Source organism: Chryseobacterium lineare (assembly GCF_977014045.1).
In genome coordinates this window covers 2,981,353-3,001,235 of record NZ_CDRNIQ010000001.1, presented here as the reverse complement: position 1 = coordinate 3,001,235, position 19,883 = coordinate 2,981,353, and the positions used below count along the sequence as shown (strand labels likewise).

The 19,883-nt window shown below is 35.8% G+C and carries 20 protein-coding genes; 2 read left to right on the top strand and 18 right to left on the bottom strand.

Features of this window, described 5'->3' with window-relative positions; genetic code table 11:
* Window positions 1–8: 8 nt before the first annotated feature.
* Genes ACWNCI_RS13355 through ACWNCI_RS13345 form a run of 3 tightly spaced genes read right to left on the bottom strand, consistent with a single transcriptional unit; the run spans window position 9 to window position 2,589 of the window.
* On the bottom strand, window positions 9–1,172 hold the full coding sequence (locus ACWNCI_RS13355) for a glycosyltransferase (RefSeq protein WP_449388671.1): 1,164 nt from the start codon (window positions 1,170–1,172) through the stop codon (window positions 9–11).
* Window positions 1,172–2,011: a glycosyltransferase family 2 protein gene (locus tag ACWNCI_RS13350; RefSeq protein WP_449388670.1), complete on the bottom strand. Its 840-nt coding sequence runs from the start codon at window positions 2,009–2,011 to the stop codon at window positions 1,172–1,174. Before ACWNCI_RS13350 ends, ACWNCI_RS13355 begins: the two co-directional genes overlap by 1 nt.
* A gap of 32 nt (window positions 2,012–2,043) precedes the next feature.
* Complete coding sequence (locus ACWNCI_RS13345; RefSeq protein ID WP_449388669.1) at window positions 2,044–2,589, bottom strand: acyltransferase; 546 nt, start codon at window positions 2,587–2,589, stop codon at window positions 2,044–2,046.
* Window positions 2,590–2,680: 91 nt separating this feature from the next.
* Between ACWNCI_RS13345 and ACWNCI_RS13340 the strand changes: the two genes are divergently transcribed.
* Window positions 2,681–3,451, top strand: a complete 771-nt coding sequence (locus ACWNCI_RS13340) for a class I SAM-dependent methyltransferase (protein WP_449388668.1) — start codon at window positions 2,681–2,683, stop codon at window positions 3,449–3,451.
* An 8-nt stretch (window positions 3,452–3,459) separates the two neighbouring features.
* Window positions 3,460–4,503: an acyltransferase family protein gene (locus tag ACWNCI_RS13335; protein ID WP_449388667.1), complete on the top strand. Its 1,044-nt coding sequence runs from the start codon at window positions 3,460–3,462 to the stop codon at window positions 4,501–4,503.
* Window position 4,504: 1 nt separating this feature from the next.
* On the opposite strand, the gene ACWNCI_RS13330 is transcribed toward ACWNCI_RS13335, so the two are convergent.
* The 15 genes from ACWNCI_RS13330 to ACWNCI_RS13260 form a co-directional block, all read right to left on the bottom strand.
* Window positions 4,505–5,443: a glycosyltransferase family 2 protein gene (locus ACWNCI_RS13330; RefSeq protein ID WP_449388666.1), complete on the bottom strand. Its 939-nt coding sequence runs from the start codon at window positions 5,441–5,443 to the stop codon at window positions 4,505–4,507.
* A 5-nt stretch (window positions 5,444–5,448) separates the two neighbouring features.
* A complete protein-coding gene (locus ACWNCI_RS13325) occupies window positions 5,449–6,384 on the bottom strand; it encodes a glycosyltransferase family 2 protein (RefSeq protein ID WP_449388665.1) in 936 nt (311 codons plus the stop codon).
* Entirely contained in the window at window positions 6,384–8,180 is a 1,797-nt protein-coding gene (gene asnB / locus ACWNCI_RS13320) for an asparagine synthase (glutamine-hydrolyzing) (protein ID WP_449388664.1), read from the bottom strand. The genes ACWNCI_RS13325 and asnB overlap by 1 nt, the downstream gene beginning before the upstream one ends.
* Window positions 8,181–8,225: 45 nt before the next feature.
* A complete protein-coding gene (locus ACWNCI_RS13315) occupies window positions 8,226–8,894 on the bottom strand; it encodes an NAD-dependent epimerase/dehydratase family protein (protein WP_449388663.1) in 669 nt (222 codons plus the stop codon).
* A 35-nt stretch (window positions 8,895–8,929) separates the two neighbouring features.
* Entirely contained in the window at window positions 8,930–9,871 is a 942-nt protein-coding gene (locus ACWNCI_RS13310) for a glycosyltransferase family 2 protein (RefSeq protein WP_449388662.1), read from the bottom strand.
* On the bottom strand, window positions 9,840–10,958 hold the full coding sequence (locus ACWNCI_RS13305) for a glycosyltransferase WbsX family protein (RefSeq protein WP_449388661.1): 1,119 nt from the start codon (window positions 10,956–10,958) through the stop codon (window positions 9,840–9,842). The genes ACWNCI_RS13310 and ACWNCI_RS13305 overlap by 32 nt, the downstream gene beginning before the upstream one ends.
* 19 nt (window positions 10,959–10,977) lie before the next feature.
* Window positions 10,978–11,898, bottom strand: a complete 921-nt coding sequence (locus ACWNCI_RS13300) for a glycosyltransferase family 2 protein (RefSeq protein ID WP_449388660.1) — start codon at window positions 11,896–11,898, stop codon at window positions 10,978–10,980.
* A gap of 8 nt (window positions 11,899–11,906) precedes the next feature.
* Window positions 11,907–13,007: a DegT/DnrJ/EryC1/StrS family aminotransferase gene (locus ACWNCI_RS13295; RefSeq protein WP_449388659.1), complete on the bottom strand. Its 1,101-nt coding sequence runs from the start codon at window positions 13,005–13,007 to the stop codon at window positions 11,907–11,909.
* Between the two features lie 46 nt (window positions 13,008–13,053).
* Window positions 13,054–13,833 carry a DapH/DapD/GlmU-related protein gene (locus ACWNCI_RS13290; RefSeq protein ID WP_449388658.1) on the bottom strand — a complete coding sequence of 260 codons (780 nt, stop codon included), beginning with the start codon at window positions 13,831–13,833 and terminating at the stop codon, window positions 13,054–13,056.
* Window positions 13,823–14,230: a sugar 3,4-ketoisomerase gene (locus tag ACWNCI_RS13285; RefSeq protein ID WP_449388657.1), complete on the bottom strand. Its 408-nt coding sequence runs from the start codon at window positions 14,228–14,230 to the stop codon at window positions 13,823–13,825. Before ACWNCI_RS13285 ends, ACWNCI_RS13290 begins: the two co-directional genes overlap by 11 nt.
* The gene (locus tag ACWNCI_RS13280) at window positions 14,230–15,486 is read right to left on the bottom strand and encodes an ABC transporter ATP-binding protein (protein ID WP_449388656.1); all 1,257 of its coding nucleotides are present in this window, start codon (window positions 15,484–15,486) and stop codon (window positions 14,230–14,232) included. The genes ACWNCI_RS13285 and ACWNCI_RS13280 overlap by 1 nt, the downstream gene beginning before the upstream one ends.
* A gap of 26 nt (window positions 15,487–15,512) precedes the next feature.
* Window positions 15,513–16,361 (bottom strand): ABC transporter permease, encoded by an 849-nt coding sequence (locus ACWNCI_RS13275; RefSeq protein WP_449388655.1) that lies wholly within the window; start codon window positions 16,359–16,361, stop codon window positions 15,513–15,515.
* 175 nt (window positions 16,362–16,536) lie between these two features.
* Window positions 16,537–17,397, bottom strand: a complete 861-nt coding sequence (gene rfbA, locus ACWNCI_RS13270; protein WP_449388654.1) for a glucose-1-phosphate thymidylyltransferase RfbA — start codon at window positions 17,395–17,397, stop codon at window positions 16,537–16,539.
* A gap of 11 nt (window positions 17,398–17,408) precedes the next feature.
* Complete coding sequence (gene rfbB / locus ACWNCI_RS13265; protein ID WP_449388653.1) at window positions 17,409–18,488, bottom strand: dTDP-glucose 4,6-dehydratase; 1,080 nt, start codon at window positions 18,486–18,488, stop codon at window positions 17,409–17,411.
* Between the two features lie 5 nt (window positions 18,489–18,493).
* Entirely contained in the window at window positions 18,494–19,807 is a 1,314-nt protein-coding gene (locus tag ACWNCI_RS13260) for a UDP-glucose dehydrogenase family protein (protein ID WP_346983882.1), read from the bottom strand.
* Between the last annotated feature and the right edge of the window lie 76 nt (window positions 19,808–19,883).

The following is a 19,883-nucleotide window of genomic DNA, read 5'->3' as shown; positions in this document are numbered from 1 at the left end:
TTTATTTATCATTCCTGTTTTCGAGCCAGTTCTTCGATGATTTCTTCAACAGCATCAAAAATCTTTTTATTGTCGAATTCATCCTCAATATCTGCCAGATTCATTTGAATATTTTCAACCAGATTTTTATTCGTCAGGAACTCTTTAATCCCATAATAAAGACCTTCCTGGGAATATTCGGTGAGATATCCGGTCATCTTATGATCGATCATTTCAGGAACACCGCCCACTGCTGTTGCTACGATCGGTTTCTGCAGAATCAGGGTTTCCGCAATAATTAATGGCCAGCCTTCACTTTCAGAAGGCATAATGTAGAAATCAGCATTTTTTACAAACGGATAAGGATTAATCAGTGTACCTAGAAGTCTGAAAGTTTTTTTTACTCCCAGTTCATCAATTCTCTTGGAGAGAAAGTCATAGTCTTCACCATTTCCGATCACGTAAATATGATGAGCATATCCGTCTGCCAGAAGTTTTTGGTGTGCTTCCAGAAGAGTTCTGTATCCTTTTCTTATATCCAGTCGTCCCACTGAAACGAATGTAGGTATATTTTCAAATTCAGGTTTGAAAGCCAGCGCTTTTTCCTTAATCTCTTCAATAGGTATTGCATTGAGAATCACTTTTCCGGGAGGAAATTGTACATCGGGATACTTTTCTTTCAAAACATCTTTGCACTGCTGGGAGCCATAGATGATATAATCAAACTGCTTTATACTGTTGAAAATATTGTCACGGTAAGGATTAAAAGAGGGAAGGGTAAGATCAGAATGCAGCCACGCAATTTTTTTTGAGTTTTTATTGCTGGAATTAAGGACTGTTTCGTAAACTGAATACGTTGTTGCAATTTCCACATTAAATTGGTCCTGAAGAATACGGTCTGCAATAGAGGGATCTTTTCGGGCTTTATTAAGTTTTATCCATCGTATTGCCAACTGTAATCTTTGGATCAGTGGATTTTTTGAAAGATCTTCCTTACCTTCTGCTATATATACTTTCCTGACGTGGGAAGGAAATTCGTTCCGCAGCTCACCCTGATTGATATTAAGGCATATTGTAAGCTCAAATTTTTCCCTGTTGAGGTTGTTAAGCATGCTCAAAACCACCTTTTCCACACCGCCCATTTCCATAGAGCGATGTCTGAACAGAACTTTTATTTTATCTTTTTTAATCATTAATTAAAAATTTGCTGAATAACGATGATTATCTTTCTCTTTATTTTTGAAATCAATGTATTCTGGTATTCGAGGAGAGTATAGATTTCATCAGCATGTCTGAATTGTTCCGGAACAGGTCTGCCATTAATATTTTTTAAATTTCTCCGTTTCATCGCATTGAGAATCACTTTAGCAAAATATTCTCTTGATTTCTGTTTATTTTCATTCTGAGAAATTCCGCCAGAGTGCATTCGGTAGAGATAATTCGGTTCATTAATAAAATACACTTTTCCTTTTTCATACATTTTCAGATAGAGATCCTGATCTTCGGCAATTTTCATAGAGGTATCCATTTTTTCCGTCTGGTTGTAAATATTTTTTTTAAACGTCACAAAATGAGCGATTTCAATAGGGCTGTTAAAAAAATAAGGAGATTGATTGATGATCTGTTTTCCGCCGTTGAAAACTTCCTGAGGTTTGAGATTTTCATCACATTTTGTAAAAAGGGAATAGGTAAGTACCACATCCGGTTTCTTTTGGTAAATTTCTATACTTGAAGATATTGCCGTCGACAGGATAGCGTCATCTGGATCCACAAATCCACAGATCTCTCCTTTCGCCAGTTCTATCAGTTTGTTTTTGGTAACTCCGACGCCACTGTTGGTTTCATTATGATAAATTCTGAACCGCTCGTCATTTTCCACTATTTTCTTAATAATCTCTACAGAATCATCAGTGGAATCATCATCAAGAATAATAGCTTCCCAATTCTGATATTTTTGAGACAGAAGAGATTGAAAACAGTCTTTAAAGTATTTACCGTTATTATAATTGGCAATAAGTATCGAAAATTTCATTGTTTGTGTTTATGATTATGAAATTTAATAATTCAGATAGAGCGTTTGCTTATCAATTCCTGGCAATTCATGAGGATGGTGTTCGATGGAACATCCTTATAAATCACACATCCTGCGCCTATAATGCAGTTGTCTCCTATGCTAACTCCTTTAAGAACAGTTACGTTGCTTCCCAGCCAGCAGTTATTGCCTATCGTTATCGGTTCTGTATTAAATTGATTAGGATGAATTTTAAACTCCGGTGTGGTTTCGTAGTGATGATTATGGTCATAGAGTTTTACATTTTCCCCGAATAAGGTATTATCACCTATGCTTATGCTTTCAAGGCAATTGATGGAGCAGAAATTATTCATAAAAAAGTTTTTTCCAATCTCAAGCGATGCCTTTTTACCGACAAAAATATGAATGAAATTTCTTAAAGATGCAGCATGGTCTATTTTCAGGATTTGAATATCCGGGTCAATGATGAAATGGTTGTAATTCCCTAGTTTAATATCTTTAAAGGATACTTTTTTATGTTTTTTAAGAAGAGAAATTTGATTTCTTCTTTGGATTTTCTCGAAAATATTGAAAGCCATCGGTGTAAATTTTTCATCATATTTGCATTACAAATATAATAGTTTTGTGTAATTAAAAAAAATATATATTTTTGTTTTTAAATTTAACACAATGACTGAAATATCGAGAGTTCTCAAAACATTTGTAGCTTATCTTAAAAGGCCTGATCTCTATCCCGAGCTGGGAAGAAAAATCATTAAGAATACAGTAAACCGAGGAAGTGCATTCAAAGGAAAGGAAAAGACGAATTCCTGGGCTGCATCGGTAGCTGTTTCTCAGAAAGAAGCCGTTTCTGGACTTTTCTCTATGAATATTGATGATTTCAGAAGTCAGTTTGCTGAAATCTTACAGGAAGCAGACCGAAAAGAAAAAGAATGTCCTATAAAAATGGGCGGTCCGGGTGCGCTGGAACTTATTTATTATGCCTGTGAATTTACCAAAGCGGAACGTGTTCTTGAAACAGGAGTGGCTTACGGCTGGTCTTCTCTGGCAGCTCTGCTTTCTTTAGCAAAGAGACACGGAACATTGTATAGCTCAGATATGCCGTATCTTGCACAGGATGGTGATCAATTTGTAGGTTGCATTGTTCCTGATCATCTTAAAAAATACTGGAAATTATTCCGATTTGCCGATAAAGAATCTTTACCTAAAATTTTCGCTGAAAGTTCTTCGTTCGATGTGTTTCACTATGATTCTGATAAAAGCTATAATGGTAGAATGTGGGCTTATAATGAGGTTTATGACAGATTAAAGCCTGGTGGAGTATTCATCAGTGATGACATTGGTGACAATTCTGCATACCAGGACTTTTGTGAAAAGAACAATATCGAAACCACAGTGGTAGAATATGAAGGAAAATACATCGGAGTCTTTGTGAAATAGACTTTTAGATGTATTTTTGGTCCGTGAAAATAGGTCAGATTACATTTACCCGGTTTGTCGCCGCTATGGCGATCGTTATTTCCCATTTTAATAAAGATTTATTTTTATATAAAATTCCTTATATCTCTGAGATTTTCTTAAAGGCAAATGTTGGGGTGAGTTATTTTTTTATTCTTTCGGGTTTTATTATGATCATTGCATATCATAAAAAGCAAAGAATAGATTATAAAGATTTTTACAGAAATAGATTTGCCAGAATTTATCCTTTGTACGTACTAGGATTACTGCTATATCTTGTGACCAGATATTCAGACTTCAGTATTTATAAGGGTCTTTTATATCTCCTGGGTATTCAGAGCTGGATTCCGGGAAGAGCTCTTGTGCTTAATTTTCCGGGTTGGTCTATCTCCGTAGAATTTTTATTTTATCTTATTTTCCCGTGGCTGTACAATTATTTGTATTCAAAAGGGAATAAAAGCATATGGATTATTGCAATACTCATCTGGATAGGAACCCAGTTTTTTACAAATCTGTATGTTAATTCTCACGCTTATAAAGGGCCACATACGGTAAGTCATGAATTCAGTCATTATTTTCCTCTTTGGCATGTCAATGAGTTTTTAATTGGTAATCTGGCCGGCTTATTTTTTGTGAAAAACCGTAAGAGAAAGAATTATGATATTGTTATCGCTTTAATTTTTACCGGAATTTTATTATCCTTAATTTTTATTCCGCTGAATTTCCATAATGGTTTAATGGCAATTCTGTTTGTCCCTTTAATTTATTTAATTTCCTGTAATAGTGGGATGTTGACAACAGTATTCTCATTGAAGCCGCTGGAATTTCTTGGAGAGATCAGCTATGCTGTTTATATTGTTCATATTCCCGTGCTGTATATTTTAAGATCGGTTTTATGGGATAACTTTCAGATATATCAGAGCAATACTGTATTTTGGATTTACATTTTAGTTTTGATGATTGTTTCAGCAATTTTTTATCGCTTTATTGAAAAACCGGCAAGAGATTATCTGAAGAAAATAAAAATCAGATAGCTTAAAGTAAATCCCGTCTGAAATTAATATTGTATAACCCGGAACGGATGCTCGGATAATCAGTGATCAGGTATTTTAAAATCATGAACCACTTCTTAAAAAACGGAGCAACAGCAATTTCAAAACTGCGGGTCATTCTCGTTATATGCAGTTTTATATCTTCCGGAATTGTGTCTTCATCTTTTGCCCATTCGTTAATTTCTCTCCATAGCAGAACTCTCGTTGTTGCAGGATTTATTTTTTTAGTATCAACTTTTGTGATCCTGTTATTTTCATGAACTCCCCTTATGGCAATGGCTTCGTCTAATATTCCCGGATAAAGATTGGTGTAAAAAGCCAGTCGGAAAAGAAATTCTGTATCCTGATGCAATCGCAATGTTTTCTTAAAGAAATAATTTAACTTATGTAATGCATTCTTCCGGATTGTTAAGGTATCCAGATGGATAAGTCCAAAACTTCCTTTCATACCCAGTTGGCCTGGAAAAACATCTTCAGAATAATGCTTTTGATACACGGTAGTCAGCCGGTCACCAAATACTTTATAGTAATCGTTTCTGGCTTTTTCGGAATAATAATGAACGCCCAAAGCTCCATATACTCCTTCTATTGCAGGATCTTCAAAAAGCTCTCTCTCTGCATCAAATCTGTTGGACAAATAGTAATCATCAGCATCCAGAAAAGCGATATAGTCACCCGTAGCTTTCTCAATTCCAAGATTTCTTGAAGGGCCGGCACCATGGTTTTCTTTATCCGGATGTTGAAAAAGTTTTACTCTGTCATAAATCACTGCCAGTTTTCTGCAGACTTCCAGAGCATTATCCGGAGATTTATCTTCAATCAGAATAACTTCGGAAACCTCAGGGAACTGAAGGGCAGATTCTACAGCTTGAGTGACATACTTTTCTGCGTTGTACACGGGAATGATAACGGAAATTTTCATGATTATTATTTATGGTAATTGTATCGGTATCTTGTTTTTAGTATTTCGTAGTTTTTTAAGGCCTCCCAAATGATATTCATATATTTTTTTAAACCTTTTTGTTGAGAAAGATCAAAAGATTTAAAACTTAAATAGATTCTTTTCCGGTATTCTGATTGTAAATTGTTGGTAACAGCCCAATTGTAGAGAGATTCCCACAAAATGAACTGTCTCACATTATATTGAGGAGAATACTGAATGATCTTGGTAATTCTGTTATTGTCATGAACTCCTCTTATGGAGACCGCTTTATCGATGATTCCCGATTTTAAATGACAGAAATAGGAGAGTTTTATATTAAAATCCGAATCCTGATGTACACGCAGACCTTCATTGAAGCGAAGTCTTTTCTTTTCAAGCGCTGATTTTCTTATGGTAAGTGCATTTAAATGAAAAAAAGTACCGAATGTTTTTGAAGTAAGGCCCAGCAAGCCTCTGAAAACCTCTTCTCCTTCAGCCGGATAATTCACGGTGGTAAGCGATATATCTTTAAACTTTTCCTGAAATTCCTGTCTGCCTTTTTCCGTGAGATATTCAACGCCAATAGCACCAAAAATAGCATCTACTTTAGGATTTTTAAAAATTTCTTTCTCTGCTTCGAACCTGTTGGGAAGATAATAATCATCAGCGTCAAGAAATGCAATAAAATCACAACCTGCCTTTTCAATTCCGAGATTTCTTGAGGCTCCGGCTCCATGATTTCCTTTATCTTCATGTTGAAGTAATTTTATTTTTGGATTCTCAGAAGTTATTTTCCGGCATATTTCCAGTGAATTGTCTGTAGACTGATCTTCAATTAATAAAATCTCTTTTACCTCATCAAATTGCAGGGCCGATTGTACAGATTTTTCCAAAAACTGTGCTGCATTATAAACAGGAATAATAACGGAAATACTAAGCATTATAAATATTTTTGGTTGTTATATGCCCATAAGGCCAATTGCAGCAAATTCCAGTGTCTATGATCTTGATTAAGAAATTGCTGTGTCGTTTTAAAATCAATATAATTAAATACTTTCTGAGCAGGATCTTTTAACAGATCATCGGAAAGACTGATGAGGTTTTCTTCTTCAAACCAGCTTTTCACGCTCATGCCAAAACCTTGTTTTTTTCGTTTTCTGATGTTTTCCGTCCAGTAAGATTCCATTGCTTCCCGCAGAATAATTTTATCATTTCCATGATTGATTTTTAATTGCTCGGGAAGCTGGATACAAAATTCAGCAAAATCAATATCAAGAAAAGGAGTTCTGACTTCCAGTGAATTTGCCATTGCCATTCTGTCGGATTTTACCAGCATATTTCCGGGAACATAACCTTCTATATCAATCCGCATAATATCATTGAGAGAATCCGGATTAGGTGATAAGCTAAAAGGCTGACAATAATTTGCTGTAATGCCCAAGGCTGTTCTTTCTTCTTTATTAAATGCATTTCTCACAAAATTCTGATGAAAATCGAGGATGTTTTCATATTCCATGTTTTTCTGTGTGAGAAAAGAAACCGGTCGGAACTTTTGATATAATTTTAAACCAAACTTTGCGATGATATTTTTATAGCTAAAATGATTTCGCAGGAGATTCTCTACCCTGTAAAAATCATATCCTCCAAAGAGTTCGTCTCCCGCATCGCCGGAAAGAACAACCGTGAGTTTTTCCCTTGCACTTCTGCAAATCTCAAAATGTGGAATGAAAGATATGTCTGAAAAGGGTTCATCAAAAAATGGAGATATTTTCAGCAGTGATGTTGCCAGATCTTTTTTCTTTTCGTGAACTTCAATATGATCGGTATTGTATTTTAAGGCAATTTCTTTTGCATATTTCAATTCGCTTTCTATATGATCATAACCAAAACTAATGGTTGTCTGATGAGGCAAAAAGCCTGCAACCAAGGCGACAATGGAAGAAGAATCCAGTCCGCCGCTCAGAAAGCTGCCTACTTTTACATCAGCCACAAGCTGCTTCTTAACTGCTTTTTTCAGAAGATAATTAAACTCTTCTTTTGCTTCAGAAAGATTCAAAAAACGGTCTCTCGACGGAAGACTGTAATATCTTGATACAGATATTTCACCCTTTTTCCAGATCAGCTGATGAGCCGGCGGTAATGTATGGATGTTCTCATAAATACTTTGATGGGAACTCACGTAGCCATGTTGAAGGTAATAGGAAAGAGCTTCCTGATTTACTCTTGGTTGAATAAGACCTGATGCCAGAATCGCCTTGATTTCCGATGCGAAGATGAATTCATTGTTTTTACCGACAGCATAATAAAAAGGTTTTTCGCCAAAGCGGTCTCTGGCGCAGAAAAGCTGTTGTTTTTCATTATCCCAAATGGCAAAAGCAAACATTCCGGGAACGTCGTGGATGAGGTTTTCCTGCTTTCTCTGATACATGGCCAGTATCACTTCCGTATCTGAACTGCCATGATAAGGATATTCTGAATATTTGGTTTTAAGATCCTGATAGCCGTAAATCTCGCCGTTCAGAACAATGCATTCTTTCTTGGTATTAGAAAGCATGGGCTGTTTCCCTGTTTCCGACAGATCAATAATAGACAGCCTTCGATGGCCAAGAGCTGCATTATCGTAAAATTCACAATGAGAAGAGTCTGGTCCTCGATGTGCGATAGCATCAGTCATCATATGGAGTTCTTGGTGATAATTCCGGGCATTATTTGCGATGATTCCTGCTATTCCACACATAGGTTTTTATTGATGATTTTGATTTGTAATTTGCTTTGAAGATCATTATAAATAACTGTTAAAAATTTTATCTAAATAATCTGATGGCGATATACTTTTGAAATAATCTTTAACGATCACATCAAATTCCATATTATACAAGGCTCCTTCGTCTATGATTTCATAATTTGCTTTTTTCCCTAAATATTTTTCCATTCGGGAGATAATTTCCAAAGGCTTATATTGATAAGGATAGGCAAAATCAATATACTGATTATTAAAATGCTTTAAGAAGTAATGAACAAAATCTGCAATATCATCGGCGCCTACAAGGATTCTTCCCGCATTTTTATGCAGTGAGATCTCCTTGTTGGTTTCAATGGCATTTTTCAGAAAATTGATTAAAGTATTTGGATTTCCACCTCTGCCAACGGCATTTCCTATTCTAAAGATTGAATAATCCTGAGAGTTTTCAGAAATGAGGAGTTCCATATTAATTTTGTGTTGCACATAAGGACTTTCAGATTTAGAAATATCATAAATGCTGCAAGTTGAAAAGTAAACCAGCTTTTTATCTTTGTGATGACCTGAAACATACTTTAAAAGCGAAATTTCTCTTTCAAATTCAACGCTGTTTGTTTCCTGGGAATTTGAAACTCCGGAGGCAAAAAATACCACGTCATCTCTGTCGTATTCACTTAATGCATTGGCCAGCATGCCATTTCCAATTATCATAATATTTGTGTTTTTAATTTATATTTCAAGAGGTATCAGTGATTATTTTTGAGGGCGTAATACCGGTATCTTGTTTTTAAAAGTTTAGGATTGAATATTGTATATCGGATATAATTAAAATATTTCTCAATCCCTTTCATACAGGCAATTTTGGATGATAAATATTTATATCTGAAAATTTCAATAGCTTCTGCAGGCATTTTTTTCTGTTTTTTTGCCCATTGGTACAATGATTCAAAAATGAGAGACTGATGGTAAAAGTAATCCGAAGAATAGTTCCTGATTTTGGTAATTGTATTGTTTTCGTGTCCCGTGCGTACAGCTACAGGCTTGCTGATAAAGCCGGATTTCAGATAGGCGAGGTAAGAAAGTTTTACAATAAAATCTTTGTCTTCACCGATTTTCAGTTTTTCATTAAGTCTTAATCCTGTTTTTTGAAGAGCCGTTTTCCTGATGGTAAGGGCAATCATGGAAAAAAACGTTCCATGCTTTTGGTTAATTTCAGACAAACCTTTGAAAACATCAATCCCTTCAGCTTCCTGATAAACCGTGGTAAGATCATCATTAAGAAATTTTTCCAGATATATTTCCCTTCCTTTTTCTGTAACAAATTCTGTTGAAATAGCACCATAGACACCTTCAATTTTAGGATCTTTAAAATATTCCCTTTCAGCGTCAAACCTGTTGGGGAGATAATAATCATCAGCATCCAGAAAAGTGATAAATTCTGAAGTTGCCATGTCCATTCCCAGATTTCTTGTGGCAGATACGCCATGATTTTCCTGATCGGCGTGCTGAAGAACTTTTACAACTTCATATTGTTCAGCGGCTTCAAGGCATATTTTAAAAGAATCATCTTTTGATCCGTCATCAATCAGCAGTATTTCCTTGACTTCCGGGAACTGGATCACAGAATTTACTGCCTTTTCAATGAAAGTCTCTGCATTATAAACCGGTATTATTACTGTGATAGTCATCTTCTTTTGTGTTTTCTCGTTTCAGTACTTCCAAATATTTTCTGCCATATCTACGGTCAGGCTCTAAATAATTTCCTTCTGCCCATTCATTCCAGGATTTAATAAATATGATATTTTTACCGTCCGGTTTATTTTCTATAAGACTGATCGCTTCCTGTACATGTTTTCTGAAAAGCTCAGGCGTAGAATCATGAAGAATCAGTGTTTTTCCATTACTTCTGGGCGAATGATCCCAATTTGGAAAAACAGTAGGAATGATATTGTCCGTTTTTGCTTCCTCTCCCAGTAAAACTTTTATGGCATCTTCATATTTATAGACAGGCAGATTTGTAGGAATGTTTTTAAGTTTATATTTAAATTTTTCCTTTATACTAAGTTTCGGTTTTGGCAGCAACCGCTGAACTTCATTCATTCTAACGACATTCACAGCATCCAATCCAAGATTCAAAAGCTCCTGACATCTCCTGTAGTCGAAAAGATGGCCTATGAAATAAATCCCTTCCAGAGCGTTTTCTTTAGCTAAAGAATTCCATAAATCCATAAAAAAACTAATGTCAGGAATGTCAAGTGGCTTATAAATGATAAATACAGGTTTATTATTGACCCGGATGTACCTTTTATCCTTAAATGCGGGCAACAGTTCATAAAAGTGTTTGATATAATCTTCTGTTCCAGGATATTTCTGTTCGGCAAGAATTTGATTATCCAGTCCGTGCCATATTCCTCTCCATGTTTCATTGGCCCAGGCAAGACAAAATGGAAAATCAGGGCTTCCGCTTTCCAGAACTTCTTTAAATATACGTTCTAAAATTCTTTTTCCGTTTCCAAACCAGTAGTGCCAGTAGCAGAACCCTTCAATTCCATGTTCTTTTGCAAGTTGTGCCTGCTGAACTCTCGCTTCAGGGACTCTGAGATCATAGAACCCTAGTTCCGAAGGCAGATTCGGCTGATGGTGTCCCGGAAAGAGCGGTTTTGCTTTCGTTACATTCGTCCATTCCGTGAAGCCTTTTTCCCACCATTCATCGTTTTCGGGAATAGGATAATATTGAGGGAGATAATAGGCTATGGCTCGGGCTTTTGTTTTCATTTTATGTTTTTAAATATTCTTACCAACTTTTATAATAAATTTTTTGAAGAAAAAGCAAAGCGTTATAGGTGAAATTTCCTGCGTTATTCAGTATTAATTTTTCTGTAAGCGTTTTATTGTCAAGTTCTTTAAGGTAATTTTTATGACTTTTAGTCAATTTATTTTCTTTATATGCCTGCTGTATAAGTTGTGAAATTTTCTTTTTCATGACAGGCTGTTCTTTGTGCTTTAAATAAATATCAAAAAAAGAAGCATTTAAGAAATCTTTCTTTTTATGAGAGTTTGTGGTATGTAATCTATAGCTGCAGGATTTATAGTCATCATAGATGAAATCATATTTTTCACTTAACCTCAGCCACATATCGAAATCTTCAAAGGTTAATGTTTCATCCCAGCCTCCAATGTCCTTTATCAAAGCGGATTTCGTGACACATGACATGGCGGGAATGAAATTATCATGAAGTAAAGCCTGGTAAAAATTACCTGATTCAATACTCAGATATTGATGAAAATAAGGGATAAATGTATTTTGAAAGCGCACCGAATGATCATCTATTAAGTAGGCATTTGAAAATACTAAAGCTTCATTTGGAGAAGATTTTTCAAGAATATTTACATGTCGTTCCACTTTATCGCATTCCATCAGATCATCTAATGCTATAGTAATGATATATTTACCTTTTGAAAGATTCAGCAGTTCGTTTAATGATTTACATATACCCTGATTTTCTGAATGACGGATAAATTTGATATTTAGCTTTGGGTTATCTTTGACCCAATGATGGATAATTTCCGCAGAATTATCTTTAGAAAAATCGTCACAGATCAGAATTTCAATATTGCTGTAGCTCTGAGATTTTATACTTTCTAGAGATTCTACAACAAATCGTTCCTGATTGTAACAAAGGCATAGAATGGAAACAAGTGGCAACTGAATCATGTTATTATTTAATAAGAGTTTAAGATTTCGATTACCTTATATGTTTCTTCTTCAGTCATTACAGGAGAAATTGGCAGACTCAGTACCTCCTCATGAATCTTTTCACTGATAGGGAAAGATAAGCTGTTCCATTCTTTGTAAGCTTGTTGTTTATGAGGCGGAATGGGATAGTGTATTAGGGTTTGAATGCCATTTTCAGCCAGATATTTTTGAAATTCACTACGGTTTTTGCTCCTCACTACAAATAAATGCCAGACGTGTTCCTTTTCATCAGCCGGGTTTTCCGGAAGAATTATTTTCGGGTTTGATATTTTAGAAATATATTTTTCGGCAATTTTTCTCCTTATTGTATTTTCTTCGTCAATATATTTTAATTTAACGCCCAATACTGCCGCCTGAATTTCATCTAATCTTGAGTTAAGCCCCTGATAAATATTGACGTATTTCTGATCAGATCCATAATTGGACAATGCTCTGATTGTTTTTGCTAAATTTTCATCATTGGTTGTAACAGCTCCCGCATCTCCTAAAGCGCCAAGATTTTTCCCAGGATAAAAGCTGAAGCCGGCAGCATCACCTAAACTACCTGTTTTTTTTTCTTTCCATTCTGCGCCGATCGCCTGAGCATTATCTTCAATGATTTTTAAATGATATTTTTCTGCTAGTTGTTTAAGTTTATCGGAGAAAACAGTTCTACCGTACAAATGAACAATTAGAATCCCTTTTGTTTTTGAAGTAATATTTTCTTCGATTTTCGTGATGTCAATATTATAATTATTAAGATCTGGTTCTACAAAAACAGGAACTAACCCATTATCTGAAATTGCAAGAACGGAAGCAATGTAAGTATTGGATGGCACAAGGATTTCATCTCCGGGATTCATAATTCCCAGTTCGATATATCCACGAAGGATAAGACGCAATGCATCTAGGCCATTGGCTACGCCAATAGTGTGTTTTACTCCAATATATTGAGAGAAACTGCTTTCAAAAGCTGAAAGTTCCTGCCCCATAAGATACCATCCGGAACGGAAAACCTGGGAAAGTTTTTTTTCAATTTCTTCCTGATGTTGTACATTGATTTTTTGGAGGTCTAAAAATTTAATCATCTTTTTGCTATTTCTAAAGGATATATTATTTGTTTGATAATTTTATTTAATCATTTTCGTATCCGTTTTCTTTTTTCCATTGATCAAATCCTTCTATTTCCCAAGGCATTCCTCTCGAAAAGTTATATGGCCATGGATAATGTGATCTGTCTGTTTCCCTTGATCTCATTTCCCGAACATCTTTAATTTTTTTCCCGGGATTACCGACAATTAAACAATAGTCTTCATGGCTTCCTCCAACCAAAGATTGAGCGCCTATCAGACAATGTTTTCCGATTTTAGTTCCGGGCAATAAGACAGAGCCTACAGCTACCTGAGAAAAATCTCCGATTACAGGACCTACACAAACGTCGGAAGGAGGCGTTGGGTCATTCGTGAATACCACATAAGGGTAAATAAAAACAAAATTCCCAATTGTAGAGTTTTGTCCAATGTGGACATTACTGTGAAGCCAACAGTTATTGCCAAAAGTCACATGCCCCTGAATATCCGTAACAGTACCTAATCTGCAGTTATTCCCGAAAACAGAATTTTCCCTTACGGTAACGCGATGTCCTGTGGAGAAATTATTTCCGAACCTCGAACCTGCATATAAGATCGTGTGACTTCTGATCAATGCATTTTCACCGATGATGGTTTCAGGGTTTATATAATTATCTTTAAAATAATTATCGTTTAGAGGTTCTCCGATAACACAGTCATTGGCAATAACAGAATTATCACCAATTACAACATGGTCATAAATTACCGTGTTGTCGCCAATTTTTACATTTTTGCCTATTACTGCTTTATCACTTATAAATACATTTCTGTTATTAAATTTCATATTGATAATTTTTAAAGTCCTGGTAATTTCGAAAGTAGTCACTTTCATCGTACAGTTCGGATGCCAGACACAATAATACGGCACTGTGATTGAATTTTATATCGCGCCAGATCAGTCTTGGAAGATATAATCCTTTTGAAGGAGAGTCAAGAATGAAGGTTTCTTCTATCCCTTCCAAATTGATGGTGTTAAATTCTATTCTTCCGGAAACTGCAAATATGAGTTGTTCTAATTTCCTGTGAGCATGGCCTCCTCTCGTGACATCCTGAGGAGTATAATACGTCCAGTACACACGTTTAATTTCAAAAGGTATATTTTTCAGACTCTCAGCCACGGTAATGTAGCCAAGGGAAGAATTGCCAATTTTATCTAAACTGAAATATTGAGGATCGTTCATTAGCTGATTATTTTAAAATCCAATTCCGGTCTTATAATCCCAGGAAGAATTTCCATATTTTTCCCGATTTTTATATTGTCGACCTCGAAGCCAATTATGTTTGATGCAATGTATAATGGGACCCTTTGGTTTTCCCCAAAAATCAGCTTGAAATAATAATTTCCTGCATTGAGCAGATTCTTAGGAATATCAAATTCAATACAGTATTCTTTAGCCTCTGAGTCGTTATTGGTCGTAATTAAAACACCTGTATGAAAAACAGCGACTTCCTCGTATGTTCTTAGCTCGAAGGTCGCATCCATATTTATTCCGGATTTATAGTTGAAGAATCTAAGTTTTACCGAAACTCCGGATTCGATATCTAATAATTCTCCCTGGGATGGCTGTACAGAAAATTCAAGAATTTTTATATTCTCGTTACCTAATGCTGTTTCAAAGGAACCTTCGTGAATATATTTATTCCGGATCTCAGAATTTTTTTGATATTCTACAATGGTGTCAAGAATACTGCCTTTGTAAATTAATTGTCCCTGGTTTAGAAGAATACCTTTATTGCAGAGTTCCTTTATTGCCGTCATATTATGGCTCACAAATAATATTGTTCTTCCTTCTCCTTTGGTGACGTCTCCCATTTTCCCTAAGCACTTCTTTTGAAAATCTGCATCACCAACTGCCAGCACTTCATCTACGATCAGAATTTCAGATTCCAGATGTGCTGCAACTGCAAAGGCAAGACGTACATACATTCCTGAAGAGTATCTTTTTACCGGTGTGTCAATATATCTTTCAACCCCGGAAAAATCAACAATTTCATCAAATTTTCTACTGATCTCTTTTCGGGTCATCCCCAGAATGGCCCCGTTAAGAAATACATTTTCACGGCCCGTCATTTCCGGATGAAAACCGGTTCCTACCTCTAATAAAGAAGCTATTCTTCCTCTTGTATAAATTTTTCCTGTTGTAGGTTTTGTTACTTTGCTCAGTAATTTTAAAAGGGTAGATTTCCCGGCGCCGTTTCTCCCGATGATACCCACAGCATCACCTTGTTCAATTTCAAAGTTAATATCACGCAGGGACCAGACATACTCAGATTCTCCTTTTGTGGTTCTGTCATTAACTTCACCGATTTTCAGGTACGGATCTTCTTTTCCGCGCATTTTGTGCCAGAATCTGTTGAGATCATGAGATAGGGTTCCGGTGCCTACCTGACCTAATCTGTATTGTTTTGATATGTTTTCTGTTTTTAAAGCCAGCATTTTTTAGTATTAAAGATTAACGGTTTTTAAACAGTATCCATAAAAGTCTTTTCAACCTTGTTGAATGTAAGGGTACCAATCATTAACAGTAAAAGAATTATGATTGTACTGAAAGTAAGCATGACAGGTGAAAAGCTTCCAATCCCAAGCCATGCGTATTTAAAGCATTCGAAAATTCCTGTTAAAGGATTATAGAATGCTAATTTTTTGAAAAAGCCAGGCAAGGCTGATGTAGGGTAGATGACTGGTGTTGCATACATATATAAGCTGACTCCAAACCCCAAAAGCATGCTCATATCCTTATACTTTGTTGTAAGTGCCGAAAAAATCATTCCTGTTCCCAAGGCGAATAGTGCCATAAGAATCACCAGAAAAGGTGTAGCCAACATCCATATATTGGGGTGTATTTCCTCTTTGGATAAATAATATATCCAGACGATCAAAAACAAAAGAAACTGTACTCCGAATCGCATCAGATTAGAGATTACAATAGAGAGAGGAGTTACCAGCCTTGGGAAATAAACTTTGCCAAAAATGCCGGCGTTTCCTGAAAATATGGATGAAGTTGCTAAAAGACAGGCAGAAAAATAATTCCAAAGGATAACACCGGAAAGATAAAATAATAATGGTGGTGCACCATCTGTAGGAAGATTGGCAATTTTTCCGAAAACGATAAGGTAAGTAATGGTGGTAAAAATAGGGTTAATAAAAAACCAGACGGGACCTAAAATTGTCTGTTTAAAACTCGATATGAAATCTCTTTTTACAAACATGTAAACAAGATCCTTGTATTTCCATACCTCTTTTAATTTTAAGTCGAACAAAGAATGTCGGGATTCAATTATTTCGGTCCACTGTTGTTGTGGTTCATTCATCTGTGTAGAGTTTGATGCAAATTTATATATTTTAATAATATCTTGTATTTTTTTCTTGAAAAAAATATTATTTAGTTAAAAATTAAATCATTAATACTGAAAATATAATATTTGTTGTAGCAAATAAAAAAACTGACATAGTCAAATGTCAGTTTTATTTCGTGATTATGTCACTCTATTTTACCAGATTTTTGAGATACTCGCCGTAACCACTTTTTCCATATTTCTCAGCGGCTTTAAGGAGTTGCTCTTCGCCAATGAATTTGTTTCTGAAAGCAATTTCTTCAATACATCCGATTTTGAATCCCTGTCTTTTTTCAATCACACGTACAAATTCTGAAGCATCATTAAGAGAATCAAAAGTTCCAGTATCCAGCCATGCGGTACCTCTGTCGAGAACGCCTACTTCAAGCTTGCCTTTGTGAAGATAAACGTTATTAACATCGGTTATTTCAAGCTCACCTCTTGCAGAAGGCTGAATGTTTTTTGCTATTTCTACGACTTCATTGTCATAAAAATACAAACCAGGTACAGCATAATTTGATTTTGGATTCAATGGTTTTTCTTCAATAGAAACGGCTTTAAAATCATCATCAAATTCTACCACACCATATCTCTCAGGATCTGAAACGTGATAGGCAAAAACGACTCCGCCTTCAGGATTTGTTTTATTTTTAAGCAATGTTCCCATTTCGGAACCGTAGAAAATATTGTCACCTAAAACTAATGCTGCGGCATCATCTCCAATGAATTCATCTCCCAGAATAAATGCCTGCGCCAGGCCGTCCGGGCTTGGCTGAACAATATACTGAATATTACAGCCTATATGAGAGCCATCACCCAAAAGCTTAATGAAACCTTCCTGGTCATATGGTGTTGTGATAATCAAAATATCTTTAATACCTGCCAATAAAAGTGTCGATAACGGATAATAGATCATCGGTTTGTCATAAATAGGCATCAGCTGTTTACTGACCGCAATCGTAAGGGGATAAAGTCGGGTTCCTGAACCTCCGGCTAAAATAATACCTTTCATCTTTATGCATTTTAGTGATATTGTTTTTCGTAATACTTCTGATAATCTCCGCTTGTCACGTTTTCCAGCCATTCTTTATTTTCAAGATACCAGTCAATCGTTTTTGCTAAACCTTGCTCAAATGTCACAGAAGGTTGCCAGCCTAGATTTTTATTAAGCTTGGTAGCATCAATCGCATAACGTTTATCGTGCCCTGGTCGGTCTTTTACGAAAGTGATCAGCTTTTCAGAATACCCTGCAGGTCGGCCAAGTTTTGCATCCATCTGTTTGATGAGTTCTTTCACCAAATCAATATTCTGCCACTCGTTGAAACCTCCGATATTGTAGGTTTCTCCCGTTTTAGCTTCATTAAAAATCTGATGAATTGCTTTTGCGTGATCGATTACGAAAAGCCAGTCTCTTGTATATTTACCGTCACCATAAATAGGCAAAGGTTTTTCATTGATAATATTTGAAATGCAGAGAGGAATTAACTTTTCAGGAAAATGATTCGGGCCATAATTATTTGAACAATTTGATACGATAAAAGGCATTCCATAAGTATTTCCGTAAGCCCTTACCAAATGATCCGAAGCGGCCTTTGAAGCAGAATACGGAGATTGCGGATCGTAAGCAGTGGTTTCCAGAAAGAATCCTGTTTCTCCCAAACTTCCATACACTTCGTCGGTAGAAATATGATAGAAAAGATTTTTTCTTTTTTCATCAGGAAATCTTCCGTGTGTGTGATCAGGATTGAGTGTCCAGAATTCTTTACATAAATTCAAAAGATTAGCAGTTCCGTTTACATTCGTGTTGATAAATGCCATCGGATCCGTGATACTTCTATCAACATGACTTTCTGCAGCCAGATGGACAACGGCATCAGGATTATATTTTTCGAAAATTACTCTTAATTCTTCAGGTTTTGTAATGTCTGCTTTTTCGAAAACATAGTTGGGTTCACTTTCAATATCCTTCAGGTTTTCAAGATTTCCGGCGTAAGTAAGCGCATCGAGGTTAATGATTGTACTGTCAGGATTATTTTTCACAAACTCTCTTACAACGTGTGAGCCGATAAATCCGGCGCCACCTGTAATGATAATATTTTTCATTTTTTTTAATTTACAATGGTTCTCCGGCCAATACTTTTATAGTAAAATCCGTTCTGTTCGGGTATTTCCAGAGGGTACATATTTCTTCCGTCAAAAACAGCTTTATTTTTCATCTTTTTAGCCATCATTTCAAAATTGGGATTTTTGAATTCCGGCCATTCCGTTGCGATGAATAAGGCGTCTGCATCTTCCAGTGCTTCATACATGGTTTTGGCAAATTGTATTTTATCTCCCAAAAGTTTTTTAACATTATTTTCTGCAACGGAGTCATACGCTACAATTTTTGCACCTTTCTCCAGTAAAATAGAAATATTGTCAAGCGAAGAGGCTTCGCGAATGTCATCGGTATTTGCCTTAAAAGCCAATCCCCACATCGCAATGGTTTTCCCTTCAATGTTTCCGCCAAAATACTTTTCGATTTCAGAAACTAAAATTACTTTTTGCGATGCATTTACATTTTCGGTTGCTTCTAAAATTTTAAAATCAAAATCTTCATTTTTTCCTGATTTTATCAAAGCTTTCACATCTTTAGGGAAGCAGCTTCCGCCATAACCGATTCCCGGAAAAAGGAATCTGTGCCCGATTCTGTCGTCGCTACCCATTCCCAACCTTACTTTATCTACATCTGCGCCTACTTTTTCGCAATAGTTGGCAATTTCATTCATAAACGTGATCTTTACAGCAAGGAATGAATTCGCTGCATATTTTGTAAGCTCCGAAGATTTTTCGTCCATGAAAATAATAGGAACACCGGTATTAGTAAAAGGCTGGTAAATTTTTTCCATGATCTCCTTTGCCTTCTCCGAACTAGATCCTACAACTACTCTCGACGGATTCATGGAGTCTTCAACGGCAAAACCTTCTCTCAGAAATTCCGGGTTAGAAACCACGTCAAAAGGAATTGTTGTTTTGGATTCGATCACTTCTCTCACTTTATCAGCTGTACCCACCGGAACCGTACTTTTGTTGACGATGACTTTATAGTCTGTCATCATTTCTCCGATGTCATTTGCAACCTTGATTACATACGAAAGGTCTGCAGAGCCGTCTTCTCCGGGAGGCGTTGGCAAAGCCAGGTAGATGACTTCGCTTTTATCTAATGCTTTTTTTAAATTGGTGGTGAAAAATAATCTTTCAGACTGGATGTTTCTCAAAAACATTTCTTCAAGGTTCGGCTCATAAATGGGAACTACGCCGTTTTTCATACCTTCTACTTTTTTTTCATCAATATCTACACAGTATACTGAATTTCCAAGTTCTGCTAAAGTCGTTCCTGTGACTAATCCTACATAACCTGTTCCTACAATAGTAATATTCAAAATGTATGTTTTTTTTAAAATTAATACAAAAGTAATAAAAATACCATCATGGTAAACTTTTAAATAATAAATAACT

Coding starts and splice junctions, on each gene's coding strand:
- ACWNCI_RS13355 (WP_449388671.1), bottom strand. CDS start 1,172: ATGATTAAAAAAGATAAAATAAAAGTTCTGTTCAGACATCGCTCTATG.
- ACWNCI_RS13350 (WP_449388670.1), bottom strand. CDS start 2,011: ATGAAATTTTCGATACTTATTGCCAATTATAATAACGGTAAATACTTT.
- ACWNCI_RS13345 (WP_449388669.1), bottom strand. CDS start 2,589: ATGGCTTTCAATATTTTCGAGAAAATCCAAAGAAGAAATCAAATTTCT.
- ACWNCI_RS13340 (WP_449388668.1), top strand. CDS start 2,681: ATGACTGAAATATCGAGAGTTCTCAAAACATTTGTAGCTTATCTTAAA.
- ACWNCI_RS13335 (WP_449388667.1), top strand. CDS start 3,460: ATGTATTTTTGGTCCGTGAAAATAGGTCAGATTACATTTACCCGGTTT.
- ACWNCI_RS13330 (WP_449388666.1), bottom strand. CDS start 5,443: ATGAAAATTTCCGTTATCATTCCCGTGTACAACGCAGAAAAGTATGTC.
- ACWNCI_RS13325 (WP_449388665.1), bottom strand. CDS start 6,384: ATGCTTAGTATTTCCGTTATTATTCCTGTTTATAATGCAGCACAGTTT.
- asnB (WP_449388664.1), bottom strand. CDS start 8,180: ATGTGTGGAATAGCAGGAATCATCGCAAATAATGCCCGGAATTATCAC.
- ACWNCI_RS13315 (WP_449388663.1), bottom strand. CDS start 8,894: ATGATAATTGGAAATGGCATGCTGGCCAATGCATTAAGTGAATACGAC.
- ACWNCI_RS13310 (WP_449388662.1), bottom strand. CDS start 9,871: ATGACTATCACAGTAATAATACCGGTTTATAATGCAGAGACTTTCATT.
- ACWNCI_RS13305 (WP_449388661.1), bottom strand. CDS start 10,958: ATGAAAACAAAAGCCCGAGCCATAGCCTATTATCTCCCTCAATATTAT.
- ACWNCI_RS13300 (WP_449388660.1), bottom strand. CDS start 11,898: ATGATTCAGTTGCCACTTGTTTCCATTCTATGCCTTTGTTACAATCAG.
- ACWNCI_RS13295 (WP_449388659.1), bottom strand. CDS start 13,007: ATGATTAAATTTTTAGACCTCCAAAAAATCAATGTACAACATCAGGAA.
- ACWNCI_RS13290 (WP_449388658.1), bottom strand. CDS start 13,833: ATGAAATTTAATAACAGAAATGTATTTATAAGTGATAAAGCAGTAATA.
- ACWNCI_RS13285 (WP_449388657.1), bottom strand. CDS start 14,230: ATGAACGATCCTCAATATTTCAGTTTAGATAAAATTGGCAATTCTTCC.
- ACWNCI_RS13280 (WP_449388656.1), bottom strand. CDS start 15,486: ATGCTGGCTTTAAAAACAGAAAACATATCAAAACAATACAGATTAGGT.
- ACWNCI_RS13275 (WP_449388655.1), bottom strand. CDS start 16,361: ATGAATGAACCACAACAACAGTGGACCGAAATAATTGAATCCCGACAT.
- rfbA (WP_449388654.1), bottom strand. CDS start 17,397: ATGAAAGGTATTATTTTAGCCGGAGGTTCAGGAACCCGACTTTATCCC.
- rfbB (WP_449388653.1), bottom strand. CDS start 18,488: ATGAAAAATATTATCATTACAGGTGGCGCCGGATTTATCGGCTCACAC.